The organism is Robertkochia flava (assembly GCF_020166515.1).
GTDB classification, from domain to species: Bacteria; Bacteroidota; Bacteroidia; order Flavobacteriales; family Flavobacteriaceae; genus Robertkochia; species Robertkochia flava.
In genome coordinates, this window is sequence record NZ_JAINZT010000002.1 from 236,680 (window position 1) to 258,526 (window position 21,847).

General features: G+C 46.2%; 17 protein-coding genes and 1 tRNA gene. 7 read left to right on the forward strand and 11 right to left on the reverse strand.

Annotation, left to right across the window (positions count from 1 at the left end; translation table 11 throughout):
* Positions 1–219: 219 nt before the first annotated feature.
* Together K7R11_RS01515 and K7R11_RS01520 are read right to left on the reverse strand one after the other, a co-directional pair.
* Positions 220–753 carry a DUF1572 family protein gene (locus K7R11_RS01515; protein WP_224488098.1) on the reverse strand — a complete coding sequence of 178 codons (534 nt, stop codon included), beginning with the start codon at positions 751–753 and terminating at the stop codon, positions 220–222.
* Between the two features lie 9 nt (positions 754–762).
* Entirely contained in the window at positions 763–1,275 is a 513-nt protein-coding gene (locus K7R11_RS01520; RefSeq protein WP_224488099.1) for a GNAT family N-acetyltransferase, read from the reverse strand.
* Positions 1,276–1,686: 411 nt separating this feature from the next.
* Between K7R11_RS01520 and K7R11_RS01525 the strand changes: the two genes are divergently transcribed.
* From K7R11_RS01525 to K7R11_RS01540, 4 genes are all read left to right on the forward strand, one after another.
* Positions 1,687–2,364, forward strand: a complete 678-nt coding sequence (locus K7R11_RS01525) for a hypothetical protein (protein WP_224488100.1) — start codon at positions 1,687–1,689, stop codon at positions 2,362–2,364.
* Entirely contained in the window at positions 2,364–3,470 is a 1,107-nt protein-coding gene (locus K7R11_RS01530; RefSeq protein WP_224488101.1) for a BamA/TamA family outer membrane protein, read from the forward strand. The genes K7R11_RS01525 and K7R11_RS01530 overlap by 1 nt, the downstream gene beginning before the upstream one ends.
* A 117-nt stretch (positions 3,471–3,587) precedes the next feature.
* Positions 3,588–6,359, forward strand: a complete 2,772-nt coding sequence (locus K7R11_RS01535; protein WP_224488102.1) for a M16 family metallopeptidase — start codon at positions 3,588–3,590, stop codon at positions 6,357–6,359.
* 162 nt (positions 6,360–6,521) lie between these two features.
* Positions 6,522–6,989 carry a hypothetical protein gene (locus tag K7R11_RS01540; RefSeq protein WP_224488104.1) on the forward strand — a complete coding sequence of 156 codons (468 nt, stop codon included), beginning with the start codon at positions 6,522–6,524 and terminating at the stop codon, positions 6,987–6,989.
* Between the two features lie 88 nt (positions 6,990–7,077).
* Here K7R11_RS01540 and K7R11_RS01545 read toward each other — a convergent pair whose 3' ends face one another.
* The 7 genes from K7R11_RS01545 to mce form a co-directional block, all read right to left on the reverse strand.
* A complete protein-coding gene (locus tag K7R11_RS01545; RefSeq protein ID WP_224488107.1) occupies positions 7,078–9,444 on the reverse strand; it encodes a TonB-dependent receptor in 2,367 nt (788 codons plus the stop codon).
* 178 nt (positions 9,445–9,622) lie between these two features.
* Positions 9,623–10,636, reverse strand: coding sequence for a zinc-dependent alcohol dehydrogenase (locus tag K7R11_RS01550; RefSeq protein ID WP_224488110.1), 1,014 nt, complete (start codon positions 10,634–10,636; stop codon positions 9,623–9,625).
* Positions 10,637–11,172: 536 nt separating this feature from the next.
* Positions 11,173–12,159, reverse strand: a complete 987-nt coding sequence (locus K7R11_RS01555) for a hypothetical protein (RefSeq protein ID WP_224488111.1) — start codon at positions 12,157–12,159, stop codon at positions 11,173–11,175.
* A 118-nt stretch (positions 12,160–12,277) separates the two neighbouring features.
* Positions 12,278–12,838, reverse strand: a complete 561-nt coding sequence (locus tag K7R11_RS01560) for a DUF4870 domain-containing protein (RefSeq protein ID WP_224488112.1) — start codon at positions 12,836–12,838, stop codon at positions 12,278–12,280.
* 845 nt (positions 12,839–13,683) lie between these two features.
* Positions 13,684–13,757: transfer RNA gene (locus K7R11_RS01565), tRNA-Ile, on the reverse strand.
* Positions 13,758–13,780: 23 nt separating this feature from the next.
* Entirely contained in the window at positions 13,781–14,029 is a 249-nt protein-coding gene (locus K7R11_RS01570) for a GIY-YIG nuclease family protein (protein WP_224488113.1), read from the reverse strand.
* Positions 14,030–14,211: 182 nt separating this feature from the next.
* The gene (gene mce / locus K7R11_RS01575; protein WP_224488114.1) at positions 14,212–14,622 is read right to left on the reverse strand and encodes a methylmalonyl-CoA epimerase; all 411 of its coding nucleotides are present in this window, start codon (positions 14,620–14,622) and stop codon (positions 14,212–14,214) included.
* 112 nt (positions 14,623–14,734) lie between these two features.
* Here mce and K7R11_RS01580 point away from each other — a divergent pair, with 112 nt between their 5' ends.
* From K7R11_RS01580 to K7R11_RS01590, 3 genes are all read left to right on the forward strand, one after another.
* Complete coding sequence (locus K7R11_RS01580; protein WP_224488115.1) at positions 14,735–16,225, forward strand: M61 family metallopeptidase; 1,491 nt, start codon at positions 14,735–14,737, stop codon at positions 16,223–16,225.
* A gap of 390 nt (positions 16,226–16,615) precedes the next feature.
* The gene (rbfA, locus tag K7R11_RS01585) at positions 16,616–17,008 is read left to right on the forward strand and encodes a 30S ribosome-binding factor RbfA (protein ID WP_224488117.1); all 393 of its coding nucleotides are present in this window, start codon (positions 16,616–16,618) and stop codon (positions 17,006–17,008) included.
* Positions 17,009–17,011: 3 nt separating this feature from the next.
* On the forward strand, positions 17,012–18,214 hold the full coding sequence (locus K7R11_RS01590; RefSeq protein ID WP_224488118.1) for an ABC transporter permease: 1,203 nt from the start codon (positions 17,012–17,014) through the stop codon (positions 18,212–18,214).
* 120 nt (positions 18,215–18,334) lie between these two features.
* Here the strand turns inward: K7R11_RS01590 and dusB are convergent, their stop codons facing one another.
* Entirely contained in the window at positions 18,335–19,327 is a 993-nt protein-coding gene (gene dusB / locus K7R11_RS01595) for a tRNA dihydrouridine synthase DusB (RefSeq protein ID WP_224488119.1), read from the reverse strand.
* Between the two features lie 72 nt (positions 19,328–19,399).
* The gene (locus tag K7R11_RS01600) at positions 19,400–21,814 is read right to left on the reverse strand and encodes an outer membrane beta-barrel family protein (protein ID WP_224488120.1); all 2,415 of its coding nucleotides are present in this window, start codon (positions 21,812–21,814) and stop codon (positions 19,400–19,402) included.
* Between the last annotated feature and the right edge of the window lie 33 nt (positions 21,815–21,847).

The following is a 21,847-nucleotide window of genomic DNA, read 5'->3' on the forward strand; positions in this document are numbered from 1 at the left end:
TTTATAATTTTTAAACGGTTAATCTATTTCTCTTCTGTTCCTGAGAGCGCACCGGTTTCAATCGGTATAATGAGCAACAGGCGCTTCAGGTGGTTTCTTTTAGGAACGAAGGAAAAATACAGAACCCTTAATCGTATTTAAAAAATGCCTTAAAGGAGATTGCTAAGTTTGAAGAGAATGGTCTTACCTTTGGTTGAAGTCAGCGTAAGACAGTGAGAACTATTTTTCCCTACCACCAGAGGTCATGCGCTGATTAAACGCCTCAGACTGGCCCTTAGGAATGGAAAGCGACTTCCACTGCTCCCCGCAGATCATCTTGCCCAGGAAAACCATCTGCCCTACGTGGTAGGCGTAATGACCCAGCTGTCGGTTCAGGGCTTCCATAACCGTGTGGGCCTCTGCCCTGATATAAACAATGCGGTCCGCATCATTTTCTGTTAGATCAGCCAGGGCCTGAAAAAGACACCTCCACCCTTTTTCCCAGAGCGCCAGCACTTCTTCCTTATTTGCCAGATCATCAATGAATTCTGCATCCCTGTTACGCCACGGCTTCTCTCCGTCGGTGGTCAGAAACTCTGAGAACCGGGACAGCATGTTTCCTGCCAGGTGTTTAACCAGAAGGTTCATATTCAAAGATTCCGTATTGAAGCTCCAATTCATTTTACCTTCGGGAATTTGTTCCAGGGTTTTATTACCCAGGTCCTTGTAGAAATGGAAGCGCTCTGTGACCGATCTCAGATAGGAGGTTGACATATAGGGAAGTTACGGGATTTTTTCCCATTCCACCCGGTCTAAAACGAATATGACCTTATCCCCCGTCCTTTCCCCGGGTACAGCCCCCAGCTTTTTCAAAGCCTTCTGTGACCGAAAATTTTTTTCATAAACATCGAAAAACACCCTGTCGACCCACTGAAAAGCGCGATCCAGCATGAGCTTCTTCACCTTTGTGTTAACACCAGTGCCCCAGACCGAGCGGTCAAAAAAGGTATATCCAATACGCAGGCAATTACCCTCAGCATCGTATTTATAATAGCGGGTACTCCCCAGAATCTTTCCGGTCATTTTACTTTGGATAACGAACATTCCGAGATCATTCTTTAATCCCTCTTCAAAGAATACGCGAAACACTTCGGGCTTCCAGCGGTCATGGGCATTGTGCTGCGCCCAGATCTCCCGATCGCTGGCTGCGCTGTACAATGCCTCATAATCAGCTTCCGTGGTGGAGCGGAGTAAAACAACTTCGTCTTCTAACGGAATATGGAACCTGGTTTTCATAGAACTGAGGTGCCCGGACGACATTGGTTTTTAGAAGTTTATAATACAGACACTAAATTAAGAGTAAATTTCTTTAAACCAACTTCCTGTAAAAATTTCAGTTCTTGCCTTAATCTGCATAAGTGCCCCTGATTCTATTACCCCCTGTATCTGCCAGGGAAAAGGTAAGCGAAAGTGAGGTAAGAGGTAATTGCGTAAAAGCAGTCCATACCAGGGAGATCTCATTGCTGAGGTACCTCGGAAAAATGTGGCATGCGGGATGAGGCATGCGAAAAGAATATACAGGGTTCGGAATAATTTGCAACTATACCGATCCAAATTACTATTCGACAATTATTCTGCTATCCTCCTCCGTTTAACCACTGAATTTATTATCTTAATGTAAGATATTTACTTCCTAAGCTATTTATAATGAACAATTTAAGAGTTGTTCTTTTCTTGATTCACATGTGCCTGATTCTCTCAGGCACAGAAGAACTTATTGCTCAAAACACCTTAACTCAAGACTCCTTAATTTCCGCTTTTCGAAAGGGAAGATGGCTTTCCGGATTATCAGGAAGTATAAGTTCCAGCACGAATAACTTCGGAAACTCCGCTGAAAAAAGAAGCATCAATGAATTCGGGATCAACATATTCACAGGGAAATTCATCAAAGATCAATGGTTGATAGGCGGATCCATAATAACGGAAAGAGACAATGCTACAGGCGATGTGGACCGAACAACGGAGTCCTTATATTTCGGTCCCTTTTTGAGCTGGTATTTTTCCAGGAATCCAAGGGGTTCGATGTACGGCTCTGTTTCTTCCGGATACGTGCGATACAAGGAACAAACCAGCCTGGTGGTAATGGAAACCGAAGTGGCCCAGAGCTCAGATGGTGATGGTTTGGGTGCTATTTTCAGCCTAGGGTACGCCTATGTCATACATGATATGATCGCTTTCGATATCGGGATAGATTACAGGGTATTATGGGTTGGAGTTGACCTGGAACAGACTCCCTTCGGGACTTCCCGGTCTGAAAATATTACTATAAAGAACACCGCCTTCACCTTTGGCTTTAATGTAATTCTCGACGAATTCTTATTTTGATGGGCAGGCTTAGCATCATATGGCTCCTGTTCCTGTTTTCCTTATCCCTCAAAGGTCAGGAGCGGGATGGCCTTCCCCTGGACACGTTAAAGGGTTCCAGAAACCTTAAATTTATCGGAATCCCGATTGCCTTTTATACCCCGGAAACCCAATTTGGTGTGGGAGGAGGTGCACAATTATTCCTGTTAAACAATACCAACAGATTCAATGAGAGGGTTTCTCAAATCCTATTCAGCGGCATTTATACTTCAGCAGGACAGGTTATCCTTGGTGCTGCTCCTGAAGTTTACCTGGGTAGGGGAAATTACTTTATCGATGCCGATTACCAATTTGAAATTTATCCGAATTATTTCTGGGGAATAGGTCCGGAAACACCCGAAGACGCTAAAGAAGCTTATAACCAGACCTCCCACGTGGTAACGGTGAGCTTCTTAAAACGGCTTCCTCCTGATTTAAATTTTGGGTTTACCTATACATTTGCCAATTACCAGATCACGGAAGTAGAAGAAGGCAGATTACTTGACTCCGGCACTGTTCCGGGATCTGACAGAACCGTGATTAGTGGTTTGGGAGCTGAATTTAACCTGGATACCCGTAATGAGGTTTCCTCCCCCACCAAAGGGTCACTATTGAAGTTCAGCGCCCATTTTTCCAGTGAGGTGTTCGGGGCAACACACGGCTATAATAAATTTCAGCTGGATCTTAGGCATTATATCCAGGCAGGCACAAAGGGTACATTTGCATCGCAACTGTATGTGGAGACCAATTACGGTCAGGTGCCCTTCCAGGGGAAGGCCCATTTTGGGGGAAGTTCTAAAGGAAGAGGATATTTTTATGGTCGGTTTATTGATGATCATATGTATATACTTCAGGGGGAATACCGCTACAGATTTAAACCGAGATGGGCTATAGCAGCGTTCGGGCTCTTTGGAGACGTAGCCGGAGATACCTCTGATCTGTTTGAGCTAAATCGCATGAAGCCGGCTTTTGGAGGAGGGGTGCGTTTTAAAATATTAAAAGATCAGAATACCTGGGTCCGGCTCGATTTCGGAAAAGGAAAGGGCGAACAGAGTGGCATTTACTTCGGGGTAAACGAGGCTTTTTAAGGGGGATCGAAGTTTTTATCGGCTTTTTCTCTCCTTTTATCTCTCAAACAGCCAAGAACCGCCCACTCATGGGAAATTTTCTATAATTTGAAGTAACAACCAAATTCACAAGCTGTTATGAGACAACTATATTTATTAACGCTTTTTATCTTTTCGGCCGCTTTAAGTGCACAGAATTTTAAGGCTGACGATATCAACATCGACTACGAGAAATTTGAATTACCCAACGGTCTCACCTTGCTGGTACATGAAGACCATAAGGCTCCCATTGTAGCGGTAAATATGTGGTATCATGTTGGGTCTAAAAACGAAAAGCCCGGGAAGAGTGGGTTTGCCCACCTTTTTGAACACCTTATGTTTAATGGGAGTGAGCATTTCAATGATGATTATTTCCAGGCCATAGAACGGATCGGGGGTACCGATGTAAATGGTACCACGAATTCTGACCGTACCAATTATTTTCAGAATGTACCGGTTTCAGCACTGGACCAGGTATTATTCCTGGAGTCCGACCGAATGGGTTATATGCTGGGCGCTATTACCCAGGAACTTCTGGACGAACAACGCGGGGTGGTTCAAAATGAAAAAAGACAAGGTGAAAATCAGCCTTACGGGAAACAGTGGGATTACCTTACCAAAGCCATGTATCCCAAAGGGCATCCATATTCCTGGACGGTCATTGGAGAGATGGAAGACCTGAATGCCGCTACCCTTGATGACGTTAAGGAATGGTTCAAAAGCTATTACGGTCCCAACAATGCAGTGATCGCTATTGCAGGCGATATCACCCCTGAGGTTGCTTATGAAAAAACCCTTAAATATTTTGGGGAGATACCAGCCGGTCCCACCATTGAACGGCAGGAGCTCAACATTCCCGATCATCCCTACGATACCCGCCAGGTATACCAGGACAGGGTACCGGAAAGCCGGATTATGTTTGCCTGGAATTCGCCTGCCTTAGGCCAGGAAGAAGACCTGCATATGGACCTTGTTTCTGCGATCTTAAGTAGTGGAAAAACCTCCAGGCTGTATAACAGGCTGGTTTATACAGACCAGATCGCTTCTATGGCCACTGCCTTTCAATATTCCTCCGAATTAGCGGGTAACTTTATTGTTATGGCTAATGTTAAACCTGGCGAAGATCCTGAAAAAGTAAAGCAGGTCCTTATGGAAGAGGTGAATCGTTTTATCCAGGAGGGTCCAACCGAAGAAGAACTCAGGAGAGTAAAATCGGCTTATTTTGCCAACTTCATTAAAGGCCTGGAACGCATCGGTGGTTTCGGAGGTGTCTCAGATATCCTGGCTTCGAATCAAACCTATTTTGGAGACGCTGGCTATTACAAGGTCATGCTCAAGTATATTGAAGACGCTACAGCAGCCGACCTTCAGGCCGTAGCCGCCAAGTGGTTAACCAAAGGAAAACACATCCTGGAGTGTCATCCGTTCCCGGAATACTCCATTACCGATACTCCTGTAGACCGGTCTGGATTACCAGCCCTGACTGCTCAGAAAAGTTCTAAATTTCCTGAACTGGAACGGGCGCGCCTTTCCAACGGGTTGAATATTGTTCTTGCCCGGAGAACCGGCGTACCTACCATTGCCATGCAGATGATGTTCGATGCAGGTACAAAAACCGATTACCTGAGCAAAGCCGGTACGGCATCCCTGGCGATGAACCTACTGGACGAAGGAACCAAAAACAGGAATACCCTGGAGATCAGTGAAGAACTGCAAATGCTTGGGGCTTCCCTGTATTCAAATTCTGGCCTTGACGAGTCTAATGTAAGCATGACCACCCTGAAACCTACTCTCAATGAAAGCCTGGACTTGTTTGCCGATGTGATCCGGAATCCCGCCTTTCCTGAAAAGGAATTTGAAAGGCTTAAAAAGGACCAGATCAATAGTATTAAAAGAGAAAAATCACAACCCTTTGGGATGGCCCTCAGGAGCATGACCAAATATATGTACGGCGAAGACCATCCATATGGTAACCCGTACACAGGATCGGGCTACGAAGAAACCGTTGACGCCATTACCCTGGACGACATCAAAAATTTCCATGAAACCTGGCTTCGTCCGAACAACGCCACCCTGATCGTAACGGGAGATGTGGATATGAACACCCTGACCTCAAAACTGGAAAAGGCGTTCTCGGGATGGAAAAAAGGGGATGTTCCGGACATAAAAATGGGCAAACCTTCCCTTGCCAATCAAAATACGCTCTACCTGATCGACAGGCCGCAATCGGAACAATCGATCATTATTGCCGGTCACCTGACAGATGCCTATGGCGATGTGAACGAGATTGCCCGGGAACAGATGGTGAACATTCTCGGAGGAGAATTCACCTCCAGGATCAACATGAACCTGAGAGAAGATAAACACTGGGCCTATGGGGCCGGCGGACTGGTCCTGGATACAAAAGGACAACGTCCCTTTCTTGTATATGCCCCCGTGCAAACCGATAAAACGGCCGAATCTGTCCTGGAGATCCGGAAGGAACTCAGTGAATTTGTAACTACCCGACCCGCCACCCAGGCAGAACTCGACAAGGTAAAGACCAACCAGGTACTGGCCCTTCCGGGGCAGTGGGAAACCAACGCCGCCGTGAACAGCTCAGTAGCCAATATCGTAAGCCATGACCTGCCGGACGATTACTACCAGACCTACGACCAGGAAGTGAGAAACCTTGACCTGCCTGCCCTGTTAGAGGTGAGTGAAACCATGGTACGCCCTCAGGATGTAAAATGGTTCGTGGTTGGAGACAAGGCTAAGATCGCCGCCAAGCTCGATGAACTTGGATTTGACCGGATCGTGGAGCTCGATGCCGATGGAAACCCTATCAAAGACTCGAAAATCCCTGATAAAAAACAGGACCTAAAAAATTAATCCTTCAGCGAAACAAAAAGCCGGCAACAGGAGTGACCGGCTTTTTTTTAGCACCTTCGAAAGAGCCGGTGTACCGAAGAGATCCCTGTCTTTGTCCCAAAAAACGAAAACGATGGTGTAACAATATCGGGAGGTATTCGTCTTCCTATAAAACTCATCAACATGAAAACGACAATTATGACCATGGCAATGCTGTTATTTGCCACCGTGATCTTTGCCCAGGAAAGGGTTAAGGAAAAAGACGTACTGGGAACCTGGAAATTTAAGATCGATATCCGCGATGCCGTGAAGGAAGAAGCCAAAGATATGGGCTTTTTCGAAGGCATGATGGCCAAAGCCGTTTCAGGTATGGTGGAGGATATCATGGAGGAGATCGATATTACCTTTGATTTCCAAAAAAACAATGTGGTCTATCTCACCGTGGTGAATGATATTGAGGAACGGGAAACCGAAACTGAAAAGCTGCACTGGGAGATCGACGAAGATGGCAGCATCCGGATCGACGATATTGACAATGACAATGTACAGATCCAGAATGACGGATACTGGGTACTCGCTGACGGAAAATTAATTGCCTATGAAAAAGACGGAACAATAGAAAAAAACGCATGGATGGAACGCGTAAAATAAAACGTTCATAAACCTTTTAAACTCCAGCCTCTCCGTTTACACAGAGAGGTTTTTTTATGTCTGAAGATTGTGTAGACCACAGGTTAAACTAGAAGTCAACAACGATCCCGATACTGGGTATCAACTGGCTGTTGTCGCTTTCAATGGCCACCAGGCTTCTGGGTTCCACCACCGAGCCGTCGGCATTACGGCTAAGGCCGTATTCTGTGGGCTGAGGAATTTGCTGACCGAGCACATTCTGTGCTTCAAAGAACACGTTAAGGGCCAGTTTTCTCAGGTTCCATTTCTTGTCGATACGAATGTCCAGCTGGCTAAAGGTTCCCAGTTTCTCTTCGCCAAGGCGATTGTAGTCTAACACCACCTCCGGATAATTAGCAAGCGTGGCGTCCAGATCTGTGGGCACAAAAGGTGTTTCTCCGGCAAAGCGATATCGCGCACTGAATTCCCAGTTGTTTCCGAACTTATACCCACCGGTAAACGACACCAAATGCCGACTGTCCCAAACCGAAGGAAGGTAGGTTTCCGTATCAAAACCTGTGAACTCACTGTAGAACCAGGTATAGGCAAAGATCCCATAGAAATTATTAGTGAGCTTTTGCTGGAATTGCAGCTCTGCCCCATAGCTTCTCCCCTTTCCAACAGTGGCAATATCTTCACTTCCTAAAACCTCGAATCCTCCCCCCTTATTGGCCAGAGAAACCTGGTCGGTTACGGAAACCGGGTAATCGTCATAGCGCTTATAAAACCCTTCAACAGAGATGGTGGAAGAAGGAGAAAAATAATGCTGTATACCCAGTACATAATGATCGCTCACCGTATAATCTGCATTCTTATTCAATAGCACCCCATTGTTGTCTCTGAACCCAAGTATGGTGTATGGCGGTAATTTATAATAACGCCCTAAAGAACCGTTAAGCCTCCAATTTTCAGTAAACTCATAAGACAGGGAGAATCTCGGAGAAAAGGTAGAGAAAAGGTCGTCTTGTTCGGTGAACGTATCATCATCCATACGGAAACCAAAGGAAAGGTCCAGTTTATTGTTAAAGAACGATTTCGTTACATTAGAAAAGAACCCGTATTTATAGAAGTCAATGCTGGTGTCAAACTGCAATCCGCCATTGACATCAACCGTTGCATTTTCGTAATCAGATCGCTGGGCATTAAAACCGGCAGTCAGTTTCCAATCGCCAAAGAATTTGGTGGCCGCATACCGCAATTTGGTCTCCGACTCCCTCGCGTCATTGTTAAAGATCACCCCCGCTTCATTTTCCGGATCCTCGTAACGGGTAAAGTTATTGAACAGGGTGTTATTGCTCAGGGTGGTTTCCATAAACCCCGTACCGTCTTTAAATCTTTTTTTCCAGGTAAGTCCAATAGCATTGGTGCGTTGCTCTATAAAAGGCGCCTGGTCAAGAGTGGCCTGCTGTTCGGCATCAAAATCTTCAGGAGCTTCCAGGGTAAAGTCATCGATAGAGCCAATACCGATCAGGCTGATCTCATTGTAGCTGTCTATCTTGTGATTAAGCTTGTATTGGTAGTCCCAGTAATCGGGCCTGATAGGCAACCCGATGGCCTTAAACAGGAATTGAAGGTAACTGCGACGTACCGAAGCCAGGAAAGTAGTTTTTGATTCATCGTTATTCCCCTTAAAGAGTGGCCCCTCAAAGGTCAGGGCAGCCTCGCTGGCACTCACCCTGAAATTTCCGGTAAAGTTTCGGTTATTCCCATTTCGCTGGCTGAACTGCAAGACCCCGGAAAGCGGATTGTCATATTGGGCACCAAAGGCCGAGGTAGAAAGCGTTACATTATCTATGAAGGAAACGTTGACCATACCCACTGGTCCGCCGGCACTACCCTGGGTGGCGAAATGGTTGATATTGGGAATCTCCATGCCGTCAAGGTAATACACGGTTTCATTCGGGGCACCTCCCCTGATGATAAGGTCATTTCGAAATCCGCCAACAGAGGGAGAAACTCCGGGCAGGGTTTGTGCAACCCGCACCACATCATTATTACTCCCCGGGTAAGTGGCTATTTCTACGGCAGAAAGGGTCTGGGTAGATAAGGGGGTTTCTTTAGGTCTGCTTATTTTGTTAGCATTGGTAACGACCACCTCTCCCAACTCCTCTGTATCTTCCTCAAGTTCAAAATTGTAATCAGGGGTACCCACTGAACGTACAAGGATGTTGTATTTGGTCTGGGTCTTAAACCCGATATAACTCACCACCAGGTTATAGGATCCGGGTTCCACATCTTTAATTACGTATTTACCGTCAAGGTCGGTCTGGGCTCCCTTTTGGGTGCCTTCAAGATAAACAGAAGCTCCCAAAATGGGTTCTCCGGTGTTATCGGTAACAATACCGTATATGTCAGTATTTACCTGTGCCCATCCGGTTTGTATACTAAGCAGGACCAGGAGAAGACTGAAAAGTTTTCGTTTGATCATAACATCCATAGCAATAGTCTTTTTGTTCAAAAATACTATTGAAAACCATGAACAACTGATAAACTTTTGTAAAATTTCCTACGCCGTTAGTTTTTAAACAGATAACGGCAGAAAACAAATTATTCTCCACTACGCAAACTTATCTTGCTCCTGAGTCTTGAGTCTTGACTCTTGATTCCTGGATCTCTTAAACACTTTCCACCATCACCTTTACTGATTTACTGCTGTCGGCCTGCACCTCGAAGGCATGGGGTAGTTCATTCAGGGAAAAATGATGGGAAACGATGGGGGTAATATCCAGTCCTTCATCCATCAGCCGGATGGCCTCTTTAAAATCCGCACCACTGTAAAACAAGGACCCTTTAACATCCAACCGTTTATAAACGACCTCATTAGGGTCCAGCTCCATGGGTTTGCTGTAAATGGCCAGGACGGTTAATTTGGCATCAGGTGCCAGGAGCCCTAAGGTTTGCCTGAGTACCGGGCTTACACCGGTACATTCAAAGGCCGCATTCAGGTTGGGCAACTCGCCGGAATAATTAAGGGAACCAACCGTTCCGAACTCCTGAACGATAAGATCTTTAAGATCGCCATCCGTTTTAGGGTTGAACGTGAATTTAGCGCCCAGTTTTTTGGCCAGTTCCAGCCGCTTCACACTCATATCGGAGGCCACAATATTCCGGTAACCTTTACTTTTTAAACCTGCAATGGTGACCAACCCGATCGTACCGCAACCCGAAACGAGGATATTGTCGTCTGGTCGAAGGGCAGTTTTATTTATAGCCGCAAGACCCACACTCATGGGTTCGACCAGGGCGCCCATTTCGCTGCTTAAACTGTCGGGGATCACAAAAATATTGGAGTCCCTCATGGCATTATCAATTTTGACATAACGGGCGAAGCCTCCAGGACTCATACCCAACCCCGTTCCGTTGATCATCGGATTGACCACAACCCGATCGCCTACATTCATTCCCGCAATACTACTTCCTTTTTCAATGATCGCGCCGCAGAATTCATGTCCGAGGACCGATCCCGGAGGCACAAGACCTTCATGGTAAATATGCAGATCGGTTCCGCAAATCCCCGTCATTTCCACATTAATGATCACACTGTTCTCTGACAGCCCGGGAGATTTCATTTCGTCTACACGGATATCGTGTACGCCATGGAACACTCCGGAAGGGTTTATTTCTTTCATCTTTTCTCGATTTAAAGGATTAGGATACCCTAACTGGGGCCGGTACCAGGTATAATTCTTTTCAAAGTTAAGAAAAAGAGGTCAAGTAATTGAATTGCAGTAGTTTACGCGTGCAACTAAAAACCTCAAGTTGCGTGGGAAGTGAAAATGCAAACCCTCGCCCTGCTATCAAATACATATCGAATTGGCTCCCCGCCCTGGTCAGGGAGGGGTGGACCCGGCTATTGCCGGGGACGGGGTGGGTTGTAATATTCACACCTGGGTTAGCTCGCTCCACTTGCTGGGCCAGGGGACCGAGCGTGAAGCAAAGTGCCGGTGGCACTTTGTAGCGATGGGGCCAGCTGGCGCGTGGGGATATGAAAATGCAAACCCGCACCCTGCTTCCCAGAACCGGTTTTTTGTTTTGCTTTCGCTTACATAAGCGAGCCTTTGACGCTCTGAAAAAGCTCATCTCTAACCAAATACCAGACACCTGATATTCACAGCAAACTATGAAGGGATCAGGCATCTGGCTCGGTTACAATCATATCAATCATCTAAATGGTGATCAAAAACTCCTTAGTTTTTGTATCAAGAATGAGTTGACTCTCATTTATGGCTTGATTCCCCATCCAACCCCCAATTCGGGTAAATGGGGTTACCAAAGGTTGAAGGAAGGCATACATATCTACGCATGAAACGCGGTTCATACGTAATTGAGTACCTCCAATGCTAAGCGCATAATCGCTTGCTTTACTGTTAATGTAGAATTTATCTTCCCAACTTTTAGCTGCAAATCTTTCTACCGGAGCAGTTTCATCGGTATATTTTTCAAAACGGTTTTTGGTTGTAATTAAGCCAAAGGCCGAGCATCCGGAATCGTACAAAAACTCGTACTCCTTACCATCAACGACAGCAGGCAGCATAACACGACGCCCCGGAAAATCAAAAGCTTTAAATCCATTGAGGTTCTGCATCCACTCAGGACGTTCTTCAAAGAACTGAATGGTCTGATTTTTAAAATCAATTGATGTGATCCGGTCTACAAGGATATCGCTACCAATGGTGCCAATACAAACGTTAGTTTCCGGGTTCAACTCAGCCGAAAAGGTATTGCCATAATTGGGGTAGATCTTTACCATGGATAAGGTAACCGGTATACCCCCTAAAGTTAATTTCAGGGATTTCACGAACCGGAATCCGTCCTTCTGAACTTCCTCAAAAGTATACCCCAAATTACTTAATGAAATAAGATCCTTTTCATAGAGAAAAGAGTCAGGCGCACCTGTATCAAATTGCATATTGAGATTATGTTGAAGGTTGCCGATCTGGACAGGTATTAAAAGAGCTGACTGATATTCGATATGGCCTTCCACCTTATGATGGGTCCATTTAAAATTCATGGGGTGAGATTCATGACTGAGTTCTAAGTACGCCGGGCGTTCCTTAAAATAGGTGTTATTGAATTTTCTAATGCCATAAATTCCAAGAATGAATACAAGACCTAAAAGGCCTAATACGCTGTAACCGATAATTCTTTTCATGATTAGTTAAAATTTTGAATAAACATTAATTAAACTTTCATGAAGCAAAGAAATAGCGAATCTCAGTAATAGCGCGGGATTTCATGCCGCCAATTTTACGACAATTTCAGTTTCAGGTCTAAATAAGACGCAAAGGGAGGTTTAAAAAATCAAAATCCTGGTGTTGAATCTTAATGGCAGTACGGATGATCACTACGATATTAAAAAGGTAGGCAAGAAGCACTGAAATCAATATCAAAGGAATACCGGGGAATAGTTTTGCAACGGTAAATGGCAATAAGATAAGTAGTAGAGATAGGATAAGCGTAAACAAAATTTGAAAATTAACGATCCGTCGACCTACATCATCTACGAGTTGGGAATCCCGGTTGCTCCTCCAGAGAATTAAAGGCAGAATCAGATTCCCGAAAGGAATTCCAAGAAAGGATAAGACCGATAAATTTATGATCCTAATGGTGGTGATTTCAGAATCCCGAGAACGCTTGGTGTTTATAAATTTAGCCTGTAAGGCAGAAGGGTCCATATTGAATTCTTCCGCCAGTGCGCTTAAGGTAAACCCTTTAGGAACTTTATTTGTGTTTTCTAAACGCTGGATCGTACGTAAAGACAGGCCCGTTTTCGCAGCTAGATCATTCTGGGTGTAACCTTTTTGTTCTCGTATGGATTTAAGAATACTCACAAAAAAAGTGTATTTGAACATCCGGGTTCATTATAAAACTCACGGATGTGATTATACCTAATTGAATGGTGATTATTTTTTATTTAATCCAAAACTAGAAGAAGTTGTTAAAAAAACACAGTTTTATTTTCCTTTTTCAGAATTTATAAAAGTGATCTTGTCCATAAAAAACGTGTTTATTGCGCTCAAGATTGCAAGTCAGATGCTACAATAGTTTAGAAAAACGTATCGGAGGCATTTTCACCTGGGTTAACTCGCTGCGCTCGTTGGGCCGGACCGAGCGTGAAGAAAACAGCCGGTGGCTGTTTTTAGCGAAGGGGCCAGCCGGCGCGAGGGGAGGTGAAAATGCAAACCCGCTCCTGCTATCAAATAAATATCGTATTGGCTCCCCGCCCTGGTCAGGGAGGGGTGAACCCGGCTAGTGCCGGGGACGGGGTGGGTGGTAATATTCCCACCTGGGTTAGCTCCCTTTGGTCGCTGGGCCAGGGGACCGAGCGTGAAGCAAAGTGCCGGTGGCACTTTGTAGCGATGGGGCCAGCCGGCGCGAGGGGAGGTGAAAATGCAAACCCGCTCCTGCTATCAAATACTTATTGAATTGGCTCCCCGCCCTGGTCAGGGAGGGTTGGCACCGGCTAGTGCCGGGGACGGGGTGGGTGGTAATATTCCCACCTGGGTTAGCTCCCTTTGGTCGCTGGGCCAGGGGTTCCCTCTCCTGAAAATGCAAACCCCAACTGCTACCGCAGTTGCCAGTTTTTTGTTTCCTCTCCGCTTACATAAGCAAGCTTATGACGCTACAGGAAACAAAAAACCCCCACTCTTTTCAGAGTGAGGGTTTGCGCTTTAAGTGGTCCCACCTGGGCTCGAACCAGGGACCACCTGATTATGAGTCAGGTGCTCTAACCAACTGAGCTATAGGACCATTCTTTTAAAAAACAAAAGAATTTATTTTTGGTTAAGATACTTATTTTTCAACCACATTTTTCCATACCCGCTTTTTAAATACTTTTCTCTGGCTCTCGCTGATAACCTATCAGGATAGCTTTCGGTGTGTATTAGTGACCATGGCCTGAAGGGCTTTGTACTTCGCACCCTCCCATTTTTGTGATCGTGTAAACGCTTTTCAACATCCATTGACAAACCAACATAAAGTCTGCTGTCTAATTGGCTAATTAAAACGTAAACAAATACCATTTCAATATTTCAAATACCTTTTCAGGTGCTCCCTGCCTGCCGTACCGCCAGGTGGGCAGGTAGGACCATTCGGATTAAGCACTTTCAAAGTACATAAATATTCCGAAAAATTGGAGTGCAATATTACTATTAATTCTTCAACAGTGCAAACCTTTTCAAAGGCAAATTGCCGCCAGGTTTGCCTATTGCCCGTCTTCGATATCCTGGCAAAGTTCTACCAAAACCCCATTGGTGTTCCTGGGGTGCAGAAAAGCCACCCATTTATTATCTGCCCCGCGCTTCGGGGTTTCATTAAGCACTACGAATCCCTCCTCCTTTAACCTTTTGATCTCTCCCTTGATGTCTGCCACTGCGAAGGCGATATGGTGAATCCCCTCTCCCTTCTTTTCAAGGAATTTAGCGATGGGACTGTCTTCCCTTGTAGCTTCCAGCAATTCCACCTTGCTCTCTCCCACTTCGAAAAACGAGGTTTTCACGCCCTCAGAAGCCACCTCTTCCTCCTTGTATGGGTGTACGCCGAGCAACTTTGTGAAAAGTTCGTTGGAAGCTTTCAGGTCCTTTACCGCGATTCCCAGGTGTTCTATTTTGTTCATGTTTGATTTCAATTACAGGTTTCCACAAATTTAGCCATATCTGTCCGGAAAACTGTAACGAAAAAGTGGCACAGCCGTCTATTTGATATATCAATCAAATTGCGACGCCGTTATGACCCTCTTCCGAAAAAGTATTTCTTCTCTTACCCTCTCCCTCTTTTTTGCCCTTGCAGCAAATGCCCGGCAAAGCGACTCCTACACCCTGAATTACTCGGCCGAACATCCGGCCAGAATAACAGTAGAAGCTACCATTACCCTGGAAGATTCCCTGCTGTATATGAGTCCCTACGGTTCAAAGGCATCCCGATTCCCTGCCTATGTTCATGAACTTCATGTCACCGATATATCGGGAAGAAATATCCCCGTTGAATTCAGAGACTCCTTGCAATGGATTGTAAAAGGGGCCAAAACAGGCACCCCTATACACCTTTCCTATCAGGTGTATGTCGAACATGAACAGGAAGCCTGGCCCGGAGGTACCGATGGGATTGCCTATAAAAGAGATTATGGCACCATGACCTCAGGCAGAGTTCTGTTTATTATTAACGGAGCGGAAAAAAAGGATATCCTGGTTACGCCCGAACTGCCCGATACCTGGAAGGTAAGTGTACCCTGGAAACTTCACCCGGATCAACCGGGAGTATACCAGGTTCCAAACCTTGCAGCATTACAGGAATCGTTTGTGTTTGCCGGTACTCACCGTGAGATCCTGGTAAAACGGGAGGACTTTACCCTTAAGTTCGTTCTGGGAGGAGAAAATCTGTACGCACAGGAGCCACAGATCACGGCCATGGCCAACGAACTTCTCGATTACTATATCGAACTCATGGGCGGTATTCCAAAACCTGACCCGAAAGAAAAGATCAACCAGGCCATGGTCATCATAACAGAAAATGAGATCACCGATGGAGAAGTGATCGGCAACCATATCAGCATGTTCATGAACCCCAACGGAGACCCGCAATCACAGATGATCGGATGGTTTATCTTTGCGCATGAGTTTTACCACCTTTGGAACGGCAAATCCATCAAATTCGAAGGGTCCGGGTCTGATTGGTTTAAGGAGGGCGTCTCTAACTATTACACCCTGAAAGGACTCTACACGGTTGGATTTTTAAAGGAAGAAAGTTATAAAGCCGTCCTGAACAATCTTTTCTACCAGCGGTACATAAACGACCCCGGACTTGGTGAAATGAGTCCGGTAGCCTCTGCAGATGGGTTTTCAAAAGACCGCCACTGGGGACTTATCTACGGGGGTGGGCTCTTTGCAGGGATCGCCGCCGATATGGAGATACGCACGCATTCTGAGAATCAAAAAAGCCTGGATGATCTGATGAAAGACCTTTTTCAGAACAGTGTGAGAAACCCTGTTTTTTACAATAACGACGACCTCATTGCCAAGATACAGGCTTATGGCTTTGCGGCCTTTCCTGAATTCTTTGAAAATCACCTGAAAGGAACAGAAGTGATCTCCCTGGCTCCCTATCTGAAACATGCGGGAGTAGATGTTTCAACGGCGAACGGTCAGCTTACCATAGAACATCAGCCTGAAAAATCGGAAATGGAGGCCGCGATCTGGGAAGGGTTTCTTGGAGCCCGTTGATAAAGACAATAAAAGTAACCAAGGTAATGAGGTAATGAGGTAATGGGGTGATGGGGTGATGGGATGATGGGTCATGCCGGAATAAACCAAAAAACATCCTTACCTCTTTGCAGGCAGATCGTGGTTTTCCTCCGGGTACACCACGCCTCCGGGCTATCACAGGAAGATACGACCACACCTGCTGGTTCCTCCGTTCCTTTGGTCAGGAAGCCGACCTCACCCGGGTAAAATTTCCTTCCCGGGAAGACCTTTGTTGCATGCACTTCATGCTTCTGGACCTTCGTGCCTTGGTAACGCTCGTGAACCCTGATTTGTTTAGATCACACAACTTCATTACTTTGAAACACCATACCTTCGTAACCTCGTAACTTTATTTCGTACTTTTGTAGCATGGAGACGAACAGACAGAAGAAGATAGCAGGGGTTTTACAGAAAGACCTGGCAGAGATCCTGCAACGGGCAGCCCAGGGAGGCGGACTCACCAACACACTCATCAGTGTAACCAAGGTCAAGGTGACCTCAGACCTTTCAATTGCCAAGGTATATATCAGCTTTTTTCCTCACGAAAAGGGAAAAGAACTCCTGGAGGGCATCCGTTCCAACCAGCCGCTTATTAAGCACGACCTTTCCCAGCGCACCAGGAATCAGTTGAGAAGGGTTCCTGAACTGGAATTTTTTATTGACGATTCCCTGGAGTACATCAACCGAATTGAAAGCTCGCTCAAGGGCGACGACAACCCTCTTGACAACCCTGATCTGTTAGACAAACGAAAGAAAAGCTGATCGTTGAACATCGCCCTGTACATAGCCAAACGCTACCTGGTATCCAAGAGCAGTCAGAATGCCGTGAACATTATCAACCTGGTAACCTTTCTTGTAACGGTTATCGGATCGGCAGCCTTGTTTATCGTACTTTCGGCCTTTGCAGGACTTAAAACCTTTAGCCTTTCCTTTGCGGATAATTTTGACCCTGACCTCAAGGCCATTGCTGCACAGGGAAAATACTTTGTTCTCGAACCCGAAGAGGAACAGGACATCGCCAGCCTGGAAGGGGTGGCTTCCTATTCCAAAGAGATCGAAGAACGCATCGTTCTTACCCACGAACAAAAAAATCATGTGGCCTGGATAAAGGCTGTGGATACGCATTACCCTGATGTGATCCCGGTTGACAGCCTGTTGTACTTTGGCAGCTGGATGTCTCAGGACCCCTACCAGACCGTTACCGGTATCTCCATTGCCAACCTGCTGGGCACCCATCCTAACGACTACAGCAGCCCTGTAAAGATCCTGGCTCCAAAACCCGGAGAAGGCAGCATTACGGGCACCCAAAAACCCTACAACGAACTCTCGGTTACCCTCTCCGGCGTCTATGCCGTTAACGAGGACCTGGATAAGAAATACGTATTCGCCCCCCTGAATACCATACAGCCTTTATTGGAAAAAGACAGCCTGGAGATCACAGGGATCAACTTCAAGCTAACACCCAACGCAGCCCCTTCTGCCGTTGCCACAGCCATTAACTCCATTCTTGGAGACAAGGTGGAAGTAAAAACCAGGGCGCAGCTCAACGATGCATTATACAAAATGCTCAATACCGAAAACCTCGCCATCTACCTCATCTTTACGCTGGTACTCATTATCGCCCTGTTTAATGTGGTGGGATCTATCATCATGATGATCCTCGATAAACGAGGCAACCTGAAAACCCTCTTCAGCCTTGGTGTTCCGGTTAAAAAACTGCGGCGCATCTACCTGCTCCAGGGAATCCTGATCACTACTGTTGGAGGGCTCCTTGGAATCTTACTGGCCTCCCTGTTGGTATGGAGCCAGCTGGCTTTTAAATGGATCCGGCTCACCCCTTCCCTGCCCTACCCTGTAGAGTTTCAGATCGGCAATGTCCTGGTGGTATTCGCCACTATTTTTGTGTTGGGGAGTATCGCTTCCAAGATCGCCTCTGCAAGGATCAATAAAGCCTTGCTGGAGATATAAGAGACGTAAATTAAAAAAGCCCCTCCGTGATCCGGAAAGGCTCTTTTCTTTCAACTATATATTTTTTACCGGCACTCACCACACCTGGCGCGGCCAGCTTGTCTTTTCCCGCTTCTCGTATTACGCAAACTGAAAATTCCCGAACTTCTCCAGCACCTCATCAAAGGCGGCAAATACATCGGCGGCATCATCACTGGTCACCATTTTGGTTCTGTAATCCTTAAAATGCGGAATTCCCTTAAAGTAATTCGTATAGTGGCGACGGGTTTCAAAAACCCCGAGTTTCTCCCCTTTCCAGTCGATCGCCATCTGCAGGTGCCTCCGTGCAGCATCCACCCGTTCTTCCATAGAAGGCGGCGGCAAATGCTCCCCGGTTTCAAAAAAGTGCTTCACTTCCTTGAAGAACCATGGATAACCAATACTCGCACGTCCGATCATAGCCCCATCCAGTCCGTATTCGTCACGCATCTTCACAGCCATCTCCGGAGTGTTTACATCCCCATTTCCGAAAACAGGAATGTGCATACGCGGATTGTTCTTTACCTCCGCGATGGGCCCCCAGTTGGCGTTGCCTTTATACATTTGCTTCCGGGTACGCCCGTGAATGGAAATGGCCTTGATACCCACATCCTGAAGCCGCTCGGCCACCTCTACGATCTTTATGGAATCATGATCCCACCCCAGGCGGGTTTTTACGGTTACAGGCAGCTTGGTGCGCTTTACCATTTCTTCGGTAAGTTTTACCATGAGAGGGATATCCCTTAAGATCCCAGCCCCTGCATTTTTACATACCACCTTTTTTACCGGGCAACCAAAGTTGATGTCGATAATATCCGGATTGGATTTCTCTACAATATCAATGGCCTGAAGCATGGAATCCAGTTCAGAACCAAAGATCTGTATCCCTACCGGACGTTCCTTTTCGTAAATATCGAGTTTCTGTACGCTCTTGGCAGCATCCCTGATAAGTCCTTCCGATGAAATGAACTCTGTATACACCACATCAGCCCCCTGTTCCTTACACAACTTCCTGAAAGGCGGGTCACTAACATCTTCCATGGGCGCCAGCAACAGCGGAAAATCTCCTAATTCTATGTCTCCGATCTTTACCAATTTCCTCTTTTTTAGGGATTTGCGGTGCAAAGATAATTCATTTTGCCATAAAACCTGAAGTTTGTGAATTTCTTAATTCCCCCCGTTGAGTTTAATCCGCTCTGCCTCTGCCGGGGTCGTGTTCCGGTTATTGTCCTGCAACCTGAAGTTCCCGAAATTGTACCGGAAGGATACATAGACCTTGCGGGTCTCGGGCCGGGCGAAAAATCCGTTGTCCTGATTAAGATAGGTGGATTGCATCGGGACATTCATAGTATTGAACACATCATCCACCCCCAGGGTCAGGCTCCCACGCTGCCCCCACAGGTCTTTTCTTACCGACAGATTGAGGTAATGCTGATTGCTGAAACGATACGATCCCTGTATGTAATCACTCATATAGGTATAGGCTGCTTCCAGGTTGAGTTCGCCCTCCGCATCCAGGGTGATCCCGTTGTACAAATACCCCAGGAAACCTGCCGTGCTGTTCTTAACAAACACATTACCACTCTCTACCCCCGGAAATCTATCCTCCAAATAATACGCCGAGGAATAGATATACATATACCAGCGCGAAGAAATACTCGCCGGGGCGGTAAAATCCAGACTGATCTGACGGGAGTAATCGATGTTGAATTCCGAATCGTAAAGCTGTCTCTGCACATTCTGCTGGAATGGAAGGGTCATCAACGCATTGTCCATATTCTGGTAGTACAGTTCAAAGGTGTACCGTTGCTTAAAGGTATAGCTCAGGGTGATCTTGTCTTCCAGTGCCCTGGTGAGATTCGGATTCCCTTCCTTATACTGGTCTTCTATGATAAAGTACCGGAACGGATTCAGGCTTTGGTACCTGGGCCTGGTGATCTTTCTTCCATAACTTAACCCATAACTGTGGTTTGCGGAAGGAGTGTATTGCACTCCTGCCGAGGGAAACACCCCGAAGTACTCCTGGGTGTTCACCTCTCCCAGGGCAATGGAATTGGCCATGACATCGGTGTATTCTACCCGGGCACCCAGCTGCAACTCCCATTGATCCCATGACCGGTTGAAATCGACATAGCCGGCATAGATGGCCTCGTAATATTCGAAATTGTCGTCTACAGCCCCGATGGGGACAGCCGTTCCCGCAAAACCTATATTGCTTTTACTTGCAATATCGGCATACTTTAAGCCGGTTTTAAACTCGCCTTCTCCAAGGGTCGTGCTCAGGTCGGTCTGGAGGGTGAAAATGTTATTCTTTTGTCTCCCGTCGCTGTTGAAACTACTGCTGAAAAGCGGTGAACCGGATGTCTCAAAATATTCGGTGGTCAGGGTTTGAAACTGAGCCTGCTCGAAATAGATATAGTTTGCGGCAGAACTCCAGGTGGTCCCTTTTTCATCGAGTTCGGTGTCGAATTCAGCTCCGAAAACATAGTTGTTCGTGTCATTTTCAAGAGCACTCCCTGTATTAAAATAATATTGAGACCCGGGTTGAGAAGATACCACATCCGTGCGAGCTTTATTATTGAAGGTCTTATCCGGAGACCACAAAACATTTGCGCTCAGGGTCAGGGTACTCCGCTCTCCGGTGGCAATGTCCAGGATCGAATTGATACTGTGATCGTTTTGCCGGGTCACCTTTTCAAAATCGGTATCCCAGCGCTCCTCCCCGAAACCGACATCGGAAAAATTCACATAAGAATCGTCGTTCTTAAACAGCTTGCTCCGGTTGAAATTATAATTGAAATAGAAATCGATATCCCTGGTCTTGTAGTAGTGCTGGGTGTTGAAATTATACTTCGGGAATACCCCATAGGTCCCCTTAGTCTCGACTGCACTCTTATAGCCAATGGAAACATTATTCCGGGTTACGATGTTTAACACCACACTGCCCTCGGCATCGAAACTTGCCGGCGGATTCGTGATCACCTCCACGGCGTCAACATTAGCTCCGGAAAATCCCTGCAGTAACCCGGCCAGTTCGGCGTCACTTAAATACACCCTTTTGTTATTCAGATAGATCACCGGGGTGGTGTTCTTTACCAGGAGCTTGTTATTCATTACGATCACCCCGGGAGTGCGCTTGAGAATGTCATACCCCGATAACACAGATAAATTGGTGTTGGCAACGCTAAAGATCAGTCGGTCCGGTCTTTTTTCTATGGTGGGTTTCCTGAAGCTAACGGTTATTCCCTGCAGGGCTTCTGTAGCCGGGCGTAATTCAATATTTCCCACATCAAGGTTTCCCTTTACTTCCATACCGCGAAGATCAGACTGGTATCCGATATAGGACGATTTTAAGATGTAGGTTCCGGCAGCAACCCCCTCAATGCGAAACCCACCATCGTCCATGGAGGTTACTCCTTTGATCATAGTGGAGTCTGTAGCTTTAAGCAATAAAATATTTACGAAGGAAAGTGGCTCCTTATTTTGATCGGAAACCCTTCCGGTAATGTCGAATTCCTGTGCAGAACCGTAAAAATATTGTACGAATAGAAAGCAAAAAGCTATCAGTTTTAGGTGGCGCATACTGTAGGTTAATGGGTAATTTGGTTTAAAAAT

Coding starts and splice junctions, on each gene's coding strand:
- K7R11_RS01515 (WP_224488098.1), bottom strand. CDS start 753: ATGTCAACCTCCTATCTGAGATCGGTCACAGAGCGCTTCCATTTCTAC.
- K7R11_RS01520 (WP_224488099.1), bottom strand. CDS start 1,275: ATGAAAACCAGGTTCCATATTCCGTTAGAAGACGAAGTTGTTTTACTC.
- K7R11_RS01525 (WP_224488100.1), top strand. CDS start 1,687: ATGAACAATTTAAGAGTTGTTCTTTTCTTGATTCACATGTGCCTGATT.
- K7R11_RS01530 (WP_224488101.1), top strand. CDS start 2,364: ATGGGCAGGCTTAGCATCATATGGCTCCTGTTCCTGTTTTCCTTATCC.
- K7R11_RS01535 (WP_224488102.1), top strand. CDS start 3,588: ATGAGACAACTATATTTATTAACGCTTTTTATCTTTTCGGCCGCTTTA.
- K7R11_RS01540 (WP_224488104.1), top strand. CDS start 6,522: ATGAAAACGACAATTATGACCATGGCAATGCTGTTATTTGCCACCGTG.
- K7R11_RS01545 (WP_224488107.1), bottom strand. CDS start 9,444: ATGGATGTTATGATCAAACGAAAACTTTTCAGTCTTCTCCTGGTCCTG.
- K7R11_RS01550 (WP_224488110.1), bottom strand. CDS start 10,636: ATGAAAGAAATAAACCCTTCCGGAGTGTTCCATGGCGTACACGATATC.
- K7R11_RS01555 (WP_224488111.1), bottom strand. CDS start 12,159: ATGAAAAGAATTATCGGTTACAGCGTATTAGGCCTTTTAGGTCTTGTA.
- K7R11_RS01570 (WP_224488113.1), bottom strand. CDS start 14,029: ATGGTATTTGTTTACGTTTTAATTAGCCAATTAGACAGCAGACTTTAT.
- mce (WP_224488114.1), bottom strand. CDS start 14,622: ATGAACAAAATAGAACACCTGGGAATCGCGGTAAAGGACCTGAAAGCT.
- K7R11_RS01580 (WP_224488115.1), top strand. CDS start 14,735: ATGACCCTCTTCCGAAAAAGTATTTCTTCTCTTACCCTCTCCCTCTTT.
- rbfA (WP_224488117.1), top strand. CDS start 16,616: ATGGAGACGAACAGACAGAAGAAGATAGCAGGGGTTTTACAGAAAGAC.
- K7R11_RS01600 (WP_224488120.1), bottom strand. CDS start 21,814: ATGCGCCACCTAAAACTGATAGCTTTTTGCTTTCTATTCGTACAATAT.